Genomic DNA, 14,585 nt, shown 5'->3' on the forward strand with positions numbered 1-14,585 from the left:
TCGCGAATGCAGTCTGAAGGTTTACAGGGAAGCCTGGCGAACCTGCTTCTCCAGCTCGGCCTTCAACCCCGGCTCCAGCTTGAGCTGGCGCGCCAGCTCATCGAGGTAGGCCTTCTCCATGAAGTTTTCCTCGTCCACCATCATCACGCTGGCGATGTACATCTCGGCGGCGATTTCCGGGGAGCGGGCGGCGCGGGCGACATCGCTCGGGTCCAGTGGCTTGTTGAGCTCGGTGTGCAGCCAGTGTTGCAGCTCCTGGTCGCTGTCGAGCCGGGTGAATTCGCCTTCGATCAAGGCACGCTCACGCTCATCGACATGACCGTCAGCCTTGGCCGCCGCCACCAGCGCCCTGAGAATCGCCTGACTGTGTAGCTCGACTTGCGCGGCCGGCACGCGGTCCAGGGTTTGCGGTTCCGTACCGGCCGCACCGCCCTGCTGCGCCTGCCAGTTACCGTAGGCTTTATAAGCCAGCACGCCCAACGCGGCGAGACCGCCGTAGACCGCGACCTTGCCCCCGACTTTACGGGCCTTTTTGCTGCCGAGCAGCAAGCCCATGGCGCCTGCCGCCAATGCCCCGCCACTCGCGCCGGAGAGCAAGCTGCCGAGGGCACTGGTGCCGCCGCTCGCACCCTTTTGCTGTGAGCTACCGGCCTTGTTCTGCAACAGGTCCTGGCCGGACTTGAGTAGTTGATCGAGCAATCCACGGGTGTTCATTTACCGCCTCCACAAGACGTTTAACCTGAAACCAGAACCACCAGCCTAAAACGAAAGTGCCCACGTCCCGTGGGCGAGAGTGCTTCCAGATGTTGCATTGCCGCTTGCGCCGGCCTATCAGAAAAAAAGATATACACTCTCGCCAATCGATAAAAACAGCCCACCGGGTACTTTCCCATGATGACCTTGCGTCAGATCCGTCACTTCATCGCCGTGGCCGAGACCGGCTCGATCTCGGCCGCCGCGCAAACCGCGTTCATTTCCCAGTCGACCCTGACCCTGGCGATCCAGCAACTGGAGGAGGAAATCGGCGTCAGCCTGTTCAGCCGCCACGCCAAAGGCATGACCCTGACCCACCAGGGGCATCAATTCCTGCGTCAGGCGCACTTGATCCTGGCCACCGTGGATAACGCCAAGCGCAGCCTGCAACAGAGCACCGACCAGGTCGCCGGGCAACTGATCGTCGGCGTGACCAGCCTGGTGGCCGGTTACTACTTGGCGGATTTGCTCACCCGCTTCCAGCGCGCCTACCCCAACGTGGAAATCCGCGTGATGGAAGATGAGCGCCCGTACATCGAGCATTTGCTGGTCAGTGGCGAGATCGATGTCGGCGTGTTGATCCTGTCCAACCTCGAAGACCGCCACGCCCTGCAGACCGAAGTACTGACCCACTCGCCGCACCGGCTATGGCTGCCGGCCCAGCATCCACTGCTGGAACACGACAGCATCAACCTCGCCGACGTGGCCCGCGAGCCATTGATTCAACTGAACGTCGATGAAATGGACCGCAACGCCCAGCGCATGTGGTCGGCAGCCTCCTTGCAACCGCGCATCACCCTGCGCACCGCCTCGACCGAAGCGGTGCGAAGCCTGGTGGCCGCCGGTTTGGGCGTATCGATCCAGCCCGACATGACGTATCGCCCATGGTCACTGGAGGGCGACATCATCGAAGCGCGGCCGATCGCCGACCTCAGCCAGACCCTGGATGTCGGCCTGGCCTGGCGTCGCGGCACCGCGCGGCCGGCGCTGGTAGACCCCTTCCTCACGGTCGCCCGCGAGCAACCCCACGGAGGGCGCAAGCCATCTATTTAATCGAACGCCACCTTCAGTATTTAGTATTTGTTGTCCTCGGGTCTGCGAACTAGTCTTGTTACATCTATATAAGACGGCCGGGCCCCAATTACTGGGAACACCATGGCCACACAAGAAAAGAGAACCCGAAAAATGGCTGGCGCGCAGACCCCGTTGTTCACCGCATTGTTGATTGATGGTGAATTAGTCGCCGGTCAAGGCTGCGTCGAGCCGATTCTCAACCCGGCTACCGGCGAAGTCGTCACGCAGATCGCCGAAGCCAGCACCGAGCAGGTCGAAGCCGCCATCCTCGCCGCCCATCGTGCCTTTGCCGGTTGGTCGCGGACCACGCCACAACAGCGTTCGAACCTGTTGCTGGAGATCGCCAACGCCATCGAAAAGAATGCCGACCTGCTGGCCCGCCTCGAATCCATGAACTGCGGCAAGCCGTTGCACCTGGCCCGCCAGGATGACCTGAGTGCCACGGTCGACGTGTTCCGCTTCTTCGCCGGTGCCGTGCGTTGCCAGACCGGCCAGCTCAGCGGCGAATACCTGCCGGGGTACACCAGCATGGTCCGTCGCGATCCTATCGGGGTCGTGGCGTCGATTGCGCCGTGGAACTACCCGATCATGATGGCCGCGTGGAAAATCGCCCCAGCCCTCGCCGCCGGCAACACCTTGGTGTTCAAGCCGTCCGAACACACGCCGCTGTCGATCCTGGCCCTGGCCCCGGCGCTGGCCGAGATCCTGCCGCGCGGTGTAATCAACATCGTTTGCGGTGGCGGCGAAGGTGTCGGCAGCCATCTGGTAAGCCATCCGAAGATCCGCATGGTGTCGCTGACCGGCGATATCGTCACCGGCCAAAAGATTCTCCAGGCCGCATCGAAGACACTCAAACGCACCCACCTCGAACTCGGCGGCAAGGCTCCGGTGATCGTCTGCAACGATGCCGACATTCAGGCCGTGGTCGAAGGCGTACGCACCTACGGCTACTACAACGCCGGACAGGATTGCACCGCCGCTTGCCGCGTTTACGCCCAGGCCGGGATTCATGACCGTCTGGTGGCCGAGCTCGGCGCGGCCGTCAGCAGCCTGCGCTTCGCCGGCAAACGCGACGCAGACAACGAAATCGGCCCGCTGATCAGCACCCGCCAACGTGACCGCGTGGCCAGTTTTGTCGAGCGCGCCCTCGGCCAGCCGCACATCGAGCGGGTGACCGGCGCGGCGGTGCATTCCGGCGCCGGCTTCTATTACCAGCCGACCCTGCTGGCTGGCTGCAAGCAAAGTGACGAGATCGTCCAGCGCGAAGTGTTCGGGCCGGTGGTCACCGTGACCCGCTTCGAAGAGCTGGAACAAGCGGTGGACTGGGCGAACGATTCGGAATACGGCCTGGCCTCGTCGGTCTGGACGCAGAACCTCGACAAGGCCATGCAAGTCGCGGCGCGCTTGCAGTACGGCTGCACCTGGATCAACAGCCACTTCATGCTGGTCAGCGAAATGCCCCATGGCGGCCTGAAACGTTCGGGCTACGGCAAAGACCTGTCCAGCGATTCGCTTCAGGACTACAGCGTGGTGCGGCACATCATGGCCCGCCATGGCGAACATCTCTGACTACGCTAATAACAAGCCGCCAACGGCATGCTTCACCACGTTCAAAACACTGCCCCGACCATAATTAAAGAAGAGGGAATTCCAATGTTCGTGCACAAGACCGCACTGCTCAGTGCAATCACCACCGCGCTGCTGGCCAGCGCAAGTGTCCAGGCCGCCGAGCCGCTCAAAGCTGTCGGGGCGGGCGAAGGCCAACTGGATATTGTGGCCTGGCCCGGCTACATCGAACGTGGCGAGAGTGACAAGGCCTACGACTGGGTGACCGGTTTCGAGAAAGAAACCGGCTGCAAGGTCAACGTCAAGACCGCGGCCACCTCCGATGAAATGGTCAGCCTGATGGCCAAGGGCGGTTACGACCTGGTCACCGCGTCCGGCGATGCGTCCCTGCGCCTGATCGTCGGCAAGCGTGTGCAGCCGATCAACACCGCGTTGATCCCGAACTGGAAAAACCTCGACCCGCGCCTCAAGGATGGACCGTGGTACGTGGTCAACAAGCAGACCTACGGCACCCCGTATCAGTGGGGCCCGAACGTGCTGATGTACAACACCAACGTGTTCAAGACCGCGCCCACCAGCTGGGGCGTGCTGTTCAACGCGGAAAACCTGCCGGACGGCAAGCCGAACAAGGGCCGCGTGCAGGCCTATGACGGCCCGATCTACATCGCCGACGCGGCGCTGTACCTGAAGACCGCCAAGCCGGAACTGGGCATCCAGAATCCGTACGAACTGACCGAAGCCCAGTACAAGGCCGTGCTCGACCTGCTGCGCGCCCAGCAGCCGTTGATCCACCGCTACTGGCACGACACCACTGTACAAATGAGCGACTTCAAGAACGAAGGCGTGGTTGCCTCCGGTGCCTGGCCGTATCAGGTCAACGGCCTGATGAACGAGAAGCAGCCAATCGCCTCGACCATTCCGAAAGAAGGCGCCACCGGTTGGGCCGACACCACCATGATGCACGCCGAGGCCAAGCACCCGAACTGCGCCTACAAGTGGATGGACTGGTCGCTGCAACCGAAAGTCCAGGGAGACGTAGCAGCGTGGTTCGGCTCGTTGCCAGCGGTTCCGGCGGCGTGCAAAGAGAGCGAGTTGCTCGGCGCCGAAGGCTGCAAGACCAACGGATTCGACCAGTTCGACAAGATCGCCTTCTGGAAAACCCCGCAGGCTGAAGGCGGCAAGTTCGTGCCGTACAGCCGCTGGACCCAGGACTACATCGCGATCATGGGCGGCAGGTAAAAGTCATTCCGGTAGCTACTGCGCGTCGACCAGCCGCGCCCGGGCAGTGCTCGCCTCCTCACGTACTGACGTACGCTCCGGGGGCTGCGCGCTGGCCGGACACGGCTAATCGCCGCTCGCTACGCTCCCGAAACGACTTTATGTGATCGACGCTTTTCAAGAAGCAAAGCTGATTTTCGAATGACTGTTTTTTCAGAAGTCCAGGCAGGGCCGCTGCGACGGCCTTCGCCTTTTTGGAGCACCGCACCATGACGCTTGCAGTCCAGTTCACCAACGTTTCCCGTCTATTCGGTGAAGTGAAAGCCGTAGACCGGGTTTCCATCGACATCCAGGACGGCGAGTTTTTCTCCATGCTGGGGCCGTCCGGCTCGGGCAAGACCACCTGCTTGCGCCTGATCGCCGGTTTTGAACAACCGAGCGCAGGCTCCATCCGCATTCATGGCGAAGAGGCCGCCGGCCTGCCGCCGTACCAGCGCGACGTGAACACCGTGTTCCAGGATTACGCGCTGTTCCCGCACATGAACGTTCGCGACAACGTCGCCTACGGCTTGAAAGTCAAAGGCATCGGCAAGGCCGAACGCCTCAAGCGCGCCGAAGAATCCCTGGAGATGGTCGCCCTCGGCGGCTACGGCGAACGTAAGCCGGTGCAGCTCTCCGGCGGTCAGCGCCAGCGTGTGGCCCTGGCCCGCGCCTTGGTCAACCGTCCACGGGTGCTGCTGCTCGACGAACCCCTCGGTGCCCTTGACCTGAAACTGCGCGAGCAAATGCAGGGCGAGTTGAAGAAGCTGCAACGCCAGCTCGGCATCACCTTCATTTTCGTCACCCACGACCAGACCGAAGCGCTGTCGATGTCCGACCGGGTGGCGGTGTTCAACAAGGGGCGCATCGAACAAGTCGATAGCCCGCGCAACCTGTACATGAAACCGGCCACCACCTTCGTGGCGGAATTCGTTGGCACCTCCAACGTGATTCGCGGTGACTTGGCCAGGCAGCTCAGTGGCAATCCGCAGCCGTTCTCGATTCGTCCGGAACACGTGCGCTTCGCCGAAGGCCCGCTGGCCAGCCACGAGATTGAAGTCAGCGGTTTGCTCCACGACATCCAATACCAGGGCAGCGCCACCCGCTACGAACTGAAACTGGAAAACGGCCAGACCCTGAACATCAGCCAAGCCAACAATCAGTGGATCGACAGCAGCTCGCAACACCAGACCGGGCAGCGCCTGAGCGCACGCTGGGCACGGGAAGCGATGGTCCATTTGCACGACACCCTTGCAGGCGGGGTGTGAGATGAGCACCTTGGCTATTACTCAAACCTCGTCAGGCGGCTCGCCGTTGCGCAGGTTTTCCAACCTGTTGTATCGCCGGCCGAACCTGTACCTGTCGATGCTGCTGGTGCCGCCGTTGCTGTGGTTCGGCGCGATCTACCTCGGCTCGTTGCTGACGCTGCTGTGGCAGGGTTTCTACACCTTCGATGACTTCACCATGGCGGTCACTCCCGACCTGACCCTGGCAAACTTCACCGCGCTGTTCCAGCCATCGAACTTCGACATCATCCTGCGCACCCTGGGCATGGCGATTGTGGTGTCGATTGCCAGCGCCATCGTCGCGTTCCCGATTGCCTACTACATGGCGCGCTACACCACCGGCAAGACCAAGGCGTTTTTCTACATCGCGGTGATGATGCCGATGTGGGCCAGTTACATCGTCAAGGCCTACGCCTGGACGCTGCTGCTGGCCAAGGGCGGCGTGGCGCAGTGGTTCGTGCAGCACCTGGGGCTGGAACCGGTCCTGCAGTTCGTGCTGGGCATTCCGGGCGTTGGCGGCAGTACCTTGTCGACCTCACACCTTGGCCGCTTCATGGTGTTCGTCTACATCTGGCTGCCGTTCATGATCCTGCCGATCCAGGCCTCGCTGGAACGCCTGCCGCCCTCGCTGCTGCAAGCCTCCGCCGACCTCGGTGCCAAGCCGCGCCAGACCTTCACGCAAGTGATTCTGCCGCTGTCGATCCCGGGCATTGCCGCAGGTTCGATCTTCACCTTCTCGCTGACCCTGGGCGACTTCATCGTGCCGCAACTGGTCGGCCCGCCCGGCTACTTCGTCGGCAGCATGGTGTATGCCCAGCAAGGCGCAATCGGCAACATGCCGATGGCCGCCGCCTTCACCCTGGTGCCGATCGTGCTGATCGCCATCTACCTGTCCATCGTCAAACGACTGGGGGCCTTCGATGCACTCTGAGAAAGCCTCAATAGGCCTGAAAATCGCAGCTTGGGGCGGGCTAGTGTTCCTGCACTTCCCGATCCTGATCATCTTCCTGTACGCCTTCAACACCGAAGACGCGGCATTCAGCTTTCCACCCAAGGGCTTCACTCTGAATTGGCTCAGCGTGGCGTTCTCACGGCCGGACGTGCTCGAAGCGATCAAGCTGTCGTTGCAGATCGCCTCGATTGCCACCCTGATCGCCATGATCCTCGGCACGCTGGCGTCCGCCGCGTTGTATCGCCGCGACTTCTTCGGCAAGCAAGGCATCTCGCTGATGCTGATCCTGCCGATTGCCCTGCCGGGGATCATCACCGGGATCGCGCTGCTGGCGACCTTCAAAACATTGGGAATCGAACCGGGGATGTTCACCATCATCGTCGGCCACGCGACCTTCTGCGTGGTGATCGTCTACAACAACGTCATCGCCCGCTTGCGTCGCACCTCCCACAGTTTGATCGAAGCCTCGATGGACCTCGGCGCCGACGGCTGGCAGACCTTCCGCTACATCATCCTGCCGAACCTTGGCTCGGCGTTGCTGGCCGGCGGCATGCTGGCGTTTGCCCTGTCGTTCGACGAAATCATCGTCACCACCTTCACCGCCGGCCATGAACGCACCCTGCCGCTGTGGCTGCTCAACCAGCTCAGCCGCCCACGAGATGTGCCGGTGACCAACGTCGTGGCGATGCTGGTGATGCTGGTGACCATGCTGCCGATTCTCGGCGCCTATTACCTGACCCGTGGCGGCGAAAGCGTTGCGGGCAGTGGTGGGAAATAACCGAATAACCACTGAAGGAACCGAATCTCTGTAGGAGTGAGCCTGCTCGCGATGACTGACTGTCATTCAATAGTGATGTCGACTGTATGACCGCTATCGCGAGCAGGCTCACTCCTACATTTAGATCCGGTTCAGGCAGAAAAATAAAAGTGTTAGTGAGGACAGAACCATGCAAACCAAACTCTTGATCAACGGCCAACTGCAAGACGGCGAAGGCCCCGCCCAACCCGTATTCAACCCGGCCTTGGGCCGTGTGCTGGTGGACATCAACGAAGCCAGCGCAGCCCAGGTCGATGCCGCCGTACGCGCCGCCGACGCCGCGTTCGACAGCTGGTCGCATACCCCGCCGAAAGAGCGTTCGCTGCTGCTGCTCAAACTCGCCGATGTCATCGAAGCCCACGGCGAAGAGCTGGCCAAACTGGAGTCGGACAACTGCGGCAAGCCCTACAGCGCCGCACTGAACGACGAGATCCCGGCGATTGCCGACGTGTTCCGTTTCTTCGCCGGCGCCAGCCGTTGCATGAGCGGTTCGGCCGGTGGCGAATACCTGCCAGGGCACACCTCGATGATCCGTCGCGATCCGGTGGGCGTGATCGCCTCCATCGCGCCGTGGAATTACCCGCTGATGATGGTCGCCTGGAAAATCGCCCCGGCCCTGGCCGCCGGTAATACCGTGGTGCTCAAGCCGTCGGAACAAACCCCGCTGACCGCCCTGCGCCTGGCCGAGCTGGCGTCGGAGATCTTCCCGGCCGGTGTGCTCAACCTGGTGTTCGGCCGTGGTCCTACCGTCGGCAGCCCGCTGGTGAACCACCCGAAAGTGCGCATGGTGTCGCTGACCGGTTCGATTGCCACCGGTTCGAACATCATTTCCAGCACCGCCGACAGCGTCAAACGCATGCACATGGAACTGGGCGGCAAGGCCCCGGTGATCATCTTCGACGACGCCGACATTGACGCCGCCGTCGAAGGCATCCGCACCTTCGGTTTCTACAACGCCGGGCAAGACTGCACCGCTGCCTGCCGCATCTATGCCCAGGCAGGCATCTACGACAAGTTCGTCGAGAAACTCGGCGCCGCCGTCAGCAGCATCAAGTACGGCTTGCAGGATGATCCATCGACCGAACTCGGCCCGCTGATCACCGCGCAACACCGCGACCGCGTGGCCGGTTTCGTCGAGCGCGCCATCACCCAGCCGCACATTCGTTTGATCACCGGCGGCAAGGCGGTTGAGGGCAATGGCTTCTTCTTCGAACCGACCGTGTTGGCCGATGCACAACAGGACGACGAAATCGTCCGTCGCGAAGTGTTCGGGCCAGTGGTGTCGGTGACCAAATTCAGCGATGAAGCGCAGGTGCTGGGTTGGGCCAACGACTCGGTCTACGGCCTGGCCTCCTCCGTGTGGACCGCCGACGTCGGCCGCGCCCATCGCCTGGCAGCGCGCTTGCAGTACGGCTGCACCTGGGTCAACACGCACTTCATGCTGGTCAGCGAAATGCCCCACGGCGGTCAGAAACTGTCCGGCTATGGCAAGGACATGTCCATGTACGGGCTGGAGGACTACACCGTTGTGCGGCATGTGATGTTCAAGCACTAAAAACCTTTCAGGCAAACCCGATCCCTGTGGGAGCGGGCTTGCTCGCGAAGGCGTCACCACGGTTCCAAGGAAGAAGCCGGTACCCAGCACCACCAGGCTCCACCCCAAAGAAGACAAAACAATAACCACCGATCCGGGCGGCGCTCCCAAAGCCCCGTCACGGTTTCGGACATCCGAAATCTGCCGATTTTCCGGAGCAATCACACATGAGTGCATCACCCGATCTCTCTGCAGCCCTTGCCGACAGCGATGCCGAGCAACTGCGCAAACTCGGTTACACCTCCAACTTCAATCGCAGCATGAGCCTGTGGGAAAACTTCGCCCTGGGCTTCACTTATCTGTCTCCGGTCGTAGGGGTTTATACCCTCTTCGGCCTGTGCCTCGCCGCCGGCGGGCCACCGATGTTCTGGGCTTACTTGCTGGTCGGTTGCGGCCAACTGCTGGTGTGCCTGATCTTCGGCGAAGTGGTTTCGCAGTTCCCGATTTCCGGCGGTGTGTACCCCTGGGCTCGCCGCTTGGTGGGCAAACGCTGGGCGTGGATCGTCGGCTGGATCTACTCCATCGCCCTGTGCGTCACTATCGCGGCGGTTGCAGTGGGTGCCGGTCCGTACCTCGCCGCCATGATGGGCTTTGAGCCGAGCAACAACACCAACATCATCATCGCCCTGTTCCTGACGCTGTTCGCCACCCTGGTCAACCTCAGCGGCACCAAAGTGCTGGCGCGAATCGCCATGTTCGGCTTCCTCTGCGAACTGGTGGGCGCGGTGATCGTCGGCGTTTACCTGCTGATTTTCGAGCGCCATCAACCCATCAGTGTGTTGTTCAACACCTTCGATATCAGCGTCGACGGCTCGTACCTGCCGGCCTTCCTCACCGCCTCGCTGGCGGGGATGTTCCTGTACTACGGCTTCGAGGCTTGCGGCGACGTGGCCGAAGAAACCCCGAACCCGAGCAAGAAAATCCCGGTGGCCATGCGCATGACCATCTACATCGGCGGCATCGCGGCGATGTTCGCCTGCCTGGCGCTGATCCTGGCCGTGCCGGACATGCAAGCGGTGATCAACGGTACCGACAAGGACCCGGTCACCACCATCCTCAACAACGCCTTCGGCCCGGTCGGTTCGAAAGTGGTGATGGGCGTGGTGATGATTTCCTTCATCTCCTGCGTGATCAGCCTGCAAGCGGCGGCCAGTCGTCTGCTGTATTCCTACGCCCGTGACGAAATGGTCATCGGCAGCCGACTGCTGAAGAAGATTTCCCCTACAACTCAAGTTCCAGTTGCCGCGCTGTTCGTGTCCGGTGTCCTGCCGGCACTGATCATCATCCTCGGCTTCTTCCTGCAAGACGCGGTCGCCACCATCGTCAGCTTCGCGGCCATTGGCATCTACCTGGCGTTCCAGATGATCGTGCTTGCGGCCCTGTACGCCCGCATGAAAGGCTGGAAACCGAGTGGCAAATTCACCCTCGGCGCCTGGGGCTGGGCGGTGAACATCGGCGCGCTGGTCTATGGTGTCGGTGCCATCATCAACATGGCCTGGCCACGCACCCCGGATGCCGCGTGGTACATCAACTACGCGATGGTGCTGAGCACTGCCATCGTGATTGGTCTGGGCCTGCTCTACATGTGGATCGCCAAGCCGTATGACCACGGTACGGCACCTGCGGGGGATGCGTGGAAGGTTAGTCACTAATGAAAATCGCCCCGGGATCAAGTGCGATCTCGGGGCGAGTTCTGCCCAGTGCAGACACAAGACATTCCTACAGGCGCAGCCTTCCTGAAAAACCCTCGTTTCCTACAACAAGTGTCGCCAGAGTAGACTTGGCGCCGCGAGCGCCTGACCGATAGGCTTTGCTCCGTCGCTGCCAAATCAGCGGCCCGGAGTCGAAGCCGGAACAAGTCAAAACGGTGCTCGTGTGCCCCCATAGAACTGTGGCTGCTTTATGCCTTCAGTTCTGCTTTATGGCGGGCCGTGTGGCGCGGGCCTTCCGGCTTCCGTTTTGATTGGAAGTGTCCCGGCTTCGAACGTCACTCGGTCCGCCACCCAACCTGTCGAAGGGTTGGTGGCGACTTTCCAAGCCAAAACGGAAATCACGCCATGCCAATGCATCCTCAAAGCTCGCCTCTTCCCTATTTCGATCCCTCCGTCTTCACCCGCCACAACCGTTTCCTCCACGCCTTCATGCAAAACAACCAAGCTTGGTTCTGTGCCCAGGATCTGGGTCGCTTGATGGGCAAACCACTCAATGAACGCCTGACCCTGAAACTCGACCCCGACCAACGTCGCACCGTCTGGCTGCGCAAAGACGGCAAAACGGTCGAAACCCTGATGGTCAGCGAATCAGGCATGTACGCCTTGCTGGTCCACCACTTCGTCCCGGAAAACCGCAATCTGCGCCAGTGGTTGAGCAACGAAGTCATTCCCTCGCTGCGTGATGCGAAATCAGAGCCTGTGGAAAACCTGCCAAGCCTGAGCTCCTTGAATTGGGCCGGAGTTTCGGTGCCCTTGCTGCATTACCAACATCACGCCTGGATCAAGTGGCGAGACATGCCTGAGCTGATGCAGGTACAGCGCCCCTTCCCAATCGCGGGCACTTGCCGTTGAAGGGATAAATCGAGCTGATCAAAAAGGGACAGACTTCACAGTCCGTCCCTTTGGTTTGAGTCCTCTCAATTAATTGTCCTGCTGAATGAGTTACATCCACATGAACGAGACTCGCAGCGACAAACGAAACATCATCGAAATGATTCCATGTGATAGCTCGTTTGCAGAAGCGTATCTCCATAAGCTCGACCAGCAATCTGTCCGACAGCCAGCAATAGACGCTGGCATAGCCGACGCTGATGCAGGCAGGTTAACCAGCCTGGCCACCGTGAAGGCCAAATGGCTCTCACGGTAACCCGCCCTGCTCAAAACCGCGAAACACTCCTCATCGCATCCACCAGATACCTCATCGCGATCCTGTCGCTCTCCGACAGTTCCCGATAGCGTTCCACCAGTTTCATTTCCTCGCTATTGAGCCGGCGTCTTCGTCGCCCCAGGGCCAGACACGGAAAGATTCCCAACATTTCGGTGATGCCTTGTACTTTCGACATGGACGATGTCCTTCTAAACGTCAAAGAAAACTGCAAAAAAAACGCATCGCCCTCCCCCTTTTCAGCAGCCGCAATGTGCCGACTGAACCGCACCGGTCTTTCGGGCATAAACCGGTCATGTGTACAGAATAGAAATATTCCGGGCGCTGAAAAGCGGTTTTTAGAGTAATTAGTCGAAAAAAGCAGAAATGCCCTGTAAATCAGAAGCCCCTGTCGGAATTGTTTCCCGACATGTCTTGTTTCATTGCCGAGCCGGCGCAGTGCCATCAATCAATTTTGCTCTGCAATCGAACGGTTTAAGCTGTCGGGCATCTGTTTAAAAGTCCGTTGCGTTTGGCCGAAGGCATGTCCGAACCGATATTTCTGATCCAGCACGTGCCAGGAACGGCGCGGGATTGTTCACGACAGGTTGTATTTATGCACCGCAGGAACTTGCTCAAAGCCTCCATGGCCATCGCGGCCTACACCGGTTTGTCCGCCACGGGCCTGTTGGCCGCCAAGGCCTGGGCCGCCAGCGGCGGCACCGCTGATGGCGAGGCCACCGCGTTCGATTTCGAGGCGCTCAAGCTCCAGGCCAAACAGCTCGCCAGCAATCGCTACCAGGACACCAAGCAGCAGTTGCCGCCGACCCTGGCGACCATGACGCCGCAGAACTTCAATGCGATCCGCTACGACGGCAATCATTCGTTGTGGAAAGAGCTCAAGGGCCAGTTGGACGTGCAGTTCTTCCATGTCGGCATGGGCTTCAAGCAGCCAGTGCGCATGTACAGCGTCGATCCGAAAACCCGCATGGCCCGCGAGGTGCATTTCCGCCCGTCGCTGTTCAACTATGAAAACACCACGGTCGACACCGCGCAGCTCAAGGGCGACTTGGGTTTCTCCGGCTTCAAGCTGTTCAAGGCCCCGGAACTGGACAAGCACGACGTCGTGTCCTTCCTCGGCGCCAGCTATTTCCGTGCGGTGGACGCCACCGGCCAGTACGGCTTGTCGGCCCGCGGACTGGCCATCGACACCTACGCCAAGAAGCGCGAAGAGTTTCCCGACTTCACCAAGTTCTGGTTCGAGACGCCGGACAAGGACAGCACCCGCTTCGTGGTCTACGCCTTGCTCGACTCGCCGAGCGCCACCGGTGCCTACCGCTTCGATATCGACTGCCAGGCCGAGCGCGTGGTGATGGAGATCGATGCCCACGTCAACGCACGCACCGCCATCGACCAACTGGGCATCGCGCCAATGACCAGCATGTTCAGTTGCGGCACCCACGAGCGCCGCATGTGCGACACCATTCACCCGCAAATCCACGACTCCGACCGCCTGGCCATGTGGCGCGGCAATGGCGAGTGGATCTGCCGCCCGCTGAACAACCCGGCCACCCTGCAATTCAATGCCTTCGCCGATACCGACCCGAAGGGCTTCGGCCTGGTGCAGACCGACCACGAGTTCGCCAGCTATCAGGACACCGTCGACTGGTACAGCCGCCGCCCGAGCCTGTGGGTAGAACCGACCACCGCGTGGGGCGAAGGCTCAATCGATCTGCTGGAGATCCCGACCACCGGCGAGACCATGGACAACATCGTCGCTTTCTGGACGCCGAAGAAACCGGTGGCTGCGGGGGATTCGCTGAACTACGGCTACAAGCTGTACTGGAGCGCATTGCCGCCAGTCGGAACGCCGTTGGCACGGGTCAACGCGACCCGTTCGGGCATGGGCGGTTTCACCGAAGGCTGGGCACCAGGCGAACATTACCCACCAGTCTGGGCCCGTCGTTTTGCCGTGGACTTCACCGGCGGCGGCTTGGACCGCTTGCCTGAAGGCGCGGGCATCGAGCCTGTAGTCACTTGCTCGAACGGCGAGGTCAAGGATTTCAGCGTGCTCAAGCTCGATGACATCAAAGGCTACCGCATCCTGTTTGACTGGTACCCGACCAGTGACAGCGTCGAGCCTGTCGAGCTGCGGCTGTTCATCCGCACCAACGACCGCACGTTGAGTGAAACCTGGTTGTATCAGTACTTCCCGCCAGCGCCGGACAAGCGCAAATACACCTGACACCCGAGTAGCACCCAGCCACCATTCGGTTTTCCGAACGCGACCTGCGGGTCGGTTCGGTTAACCGGACCATCTCACTGAAATCTCAACGCGAAAAATATTTAATTTCCTTATAAATCAATTACTTGATCAATTGAGACTGGTCTGGCACGAGTCATGCTCTACACTTCTTCGACGAATGTCCT

12 protein-coding genes are annotated in these 14,585 nt (G+C 60.8%); 10 read left to right on the forward strand and 2 right to left on the reverse strand.

Features of this window, described 5'->3' with window-relative positions; genetic code table 11:
- Nucleotides 1-21: 21 nt before the first annotated feature.
- Entirely contained in the window at nt 22-714 is a 693-nt protein-coding gene (locus KGB07_RS22675; RefSeq protein WP_046041060.1) for a tellurite resistance TerB family protein, read from the reverse strand.
- A 177-nt stretch (nt 715-891) separates the two neighbouring features.
- On the opposite strand from KGB07_RS22675, the gene KGB07_RS22680 reads away from it, so the two are divergent.
- From KGB07_RS22680 to KGB07_RS22720, 9 genes are all read left to right on the forward strand, one after another.
- A complete protein-coding gene (locus tag KGB07_RS22680) occupies nt 892-1,806 on the forward strand; it encodes a LysR family transcriptional regulator (RefSeq protein ID WP_007975056.1) in 915 nt (304 codons plus the stop codon).
- 102 nt (nt 1,807-1,908) lie between these two features.
- Entirely contained in the window at nt 1,909-3,396 is a 1,488-nt protein-coding gene (locus KGB07_RS22685) for a gamma-aminobutyraldehyde dehydrogenase (RefSeq protein ID WP_080925318.1), read from the forward strand.
- Between the two features lie 84 nt (nt 3,397-3,480).
- On the forward strand, nt 3,481-4,632 hold the full coding sequence (gene ydcS / locus KGB07_RS22690) for a putative ABC transporter substrate-binding protein YdcS (RefSeq protein ID WP_046041056.1): 1,152 nt from the start codon (nt 3,481-3,483) through the stop codon (nt 4,630-4,632).
- Nucleotides 4,633-4,880: 248 nt separating this feature from the next.
- The gene (locus tag KGB07_RS22695) at nt 4,881-5,918 is read left to right on the forward strand and encodes an ABC transporter ATP-binding protein (protein ID WP_223466583.1); all 1,038 of its coding nucleotides are present in this window, start codon (nt 4,881-4,883) and stop codon (nt 5,916-5,918) included.
- Between the two features lies 1 nt (nt 5,919).
- Entirely contained in the window at nt 5,920-6,867 is a 948-nt protein-coding gene (locus tag KGB07_RS22700; RefSeq protein WP_046041053.1) for an ABC transporter permease, read from the forward strand.
- Nucleotides 6,857-7,666, forward strand: a complete 810-nt coding sequence (locus KGB07_RS22705; RefSeq protein WP_223466584.1) for an ABC transporter permease — start codon at nt 6,857-6,859, stop codon at nt 7,664-7,666. The genes KGB07_RS22700 and KGB07_RS22705 overlap by 11 nt, the downstream gene beginning before the upstream one ends.
- A 169-nt stretch (nt 7,667-7,835) precedes the next feature.
- Nucleotides 7,836-9,260, forward strand: a complete 1,425-nt coding sequence (locus KGB07_RS22710) for a gamma-aminobutyraldehyde dehydrogenase (RefSeq protein ID WP_223466585.1) — start codon at nt 7,836-7,838, stop codon at nt 9,258-9,260.
- Between the two features lie 206 nt (nt 9,261-9,466).
- Nucleotides 9,467-10,951, forward strand: coding sequence for an APC family permease (locus tag KGB07_RS22715; protein WP_046041047.1), 1,485 nt, complete (start codon nt 9,467-9,469; stop codon nt 10,949-10,951).
- A gap of 405 nt (nt 10,952-11,356) precedes the next feature.
- Entirely contained in the window at nt 11,357-11,863 is a 507-nt protein-coding gene (locus tag KGB07_RS22720; protein ID WP_223466586.1) for a Bro-N domain-containing protein, read from the forward strand.
- Nucleotides 11,864-12,168: 305 nt separating this feature from the next.
- On the opposite strand, the gene KGB07_RS22725 is transcribed toward KGB07_RS22720, so the two are convergent.
- Entirely contained in the window at nt 12,169-12,354 is a 186-nt protein-coding gene (locus KGB07_RS22725) for a hypothetical protein (RefSeq protein ID WP_046041279.1), read from the reverse strand.
- 417 nt (nt 12,355-12,771) lie between these two features.
- Between KGB07_RS22725 and KGB07_RS22730 the strand changes: the two genes are divergently transcribed.
- Nucleotides 12,772-14,400 carry a glucan biosynthesis protein D gene (locus tag KGB07_RS22730; protein ID WP_046041042.1) on the forward strand — a complete coding sequence of 543 codons (1,629 nt, stop codon included), beginning with the start codon at nt 12,772-12,774 and terminating at the stop codon, nt 14,398-14,400.
- The last annotated feature ends 185 nt before the right edge of the window (nt 14,401-14,585 follow it).

Origin of the sequence: Pseudomonas sp. GL-RE-26 (genome assembly GCF_019956275.1) — a bacterium.
Classification (GTDB): domain Bacteria; phylum Pseudomonadota; class Gammaproteobacteria; order Pseudomonadales; family Pseudomonadaceae; genus Aquipseudomonas; species Aquipseudomonas grandcourensis.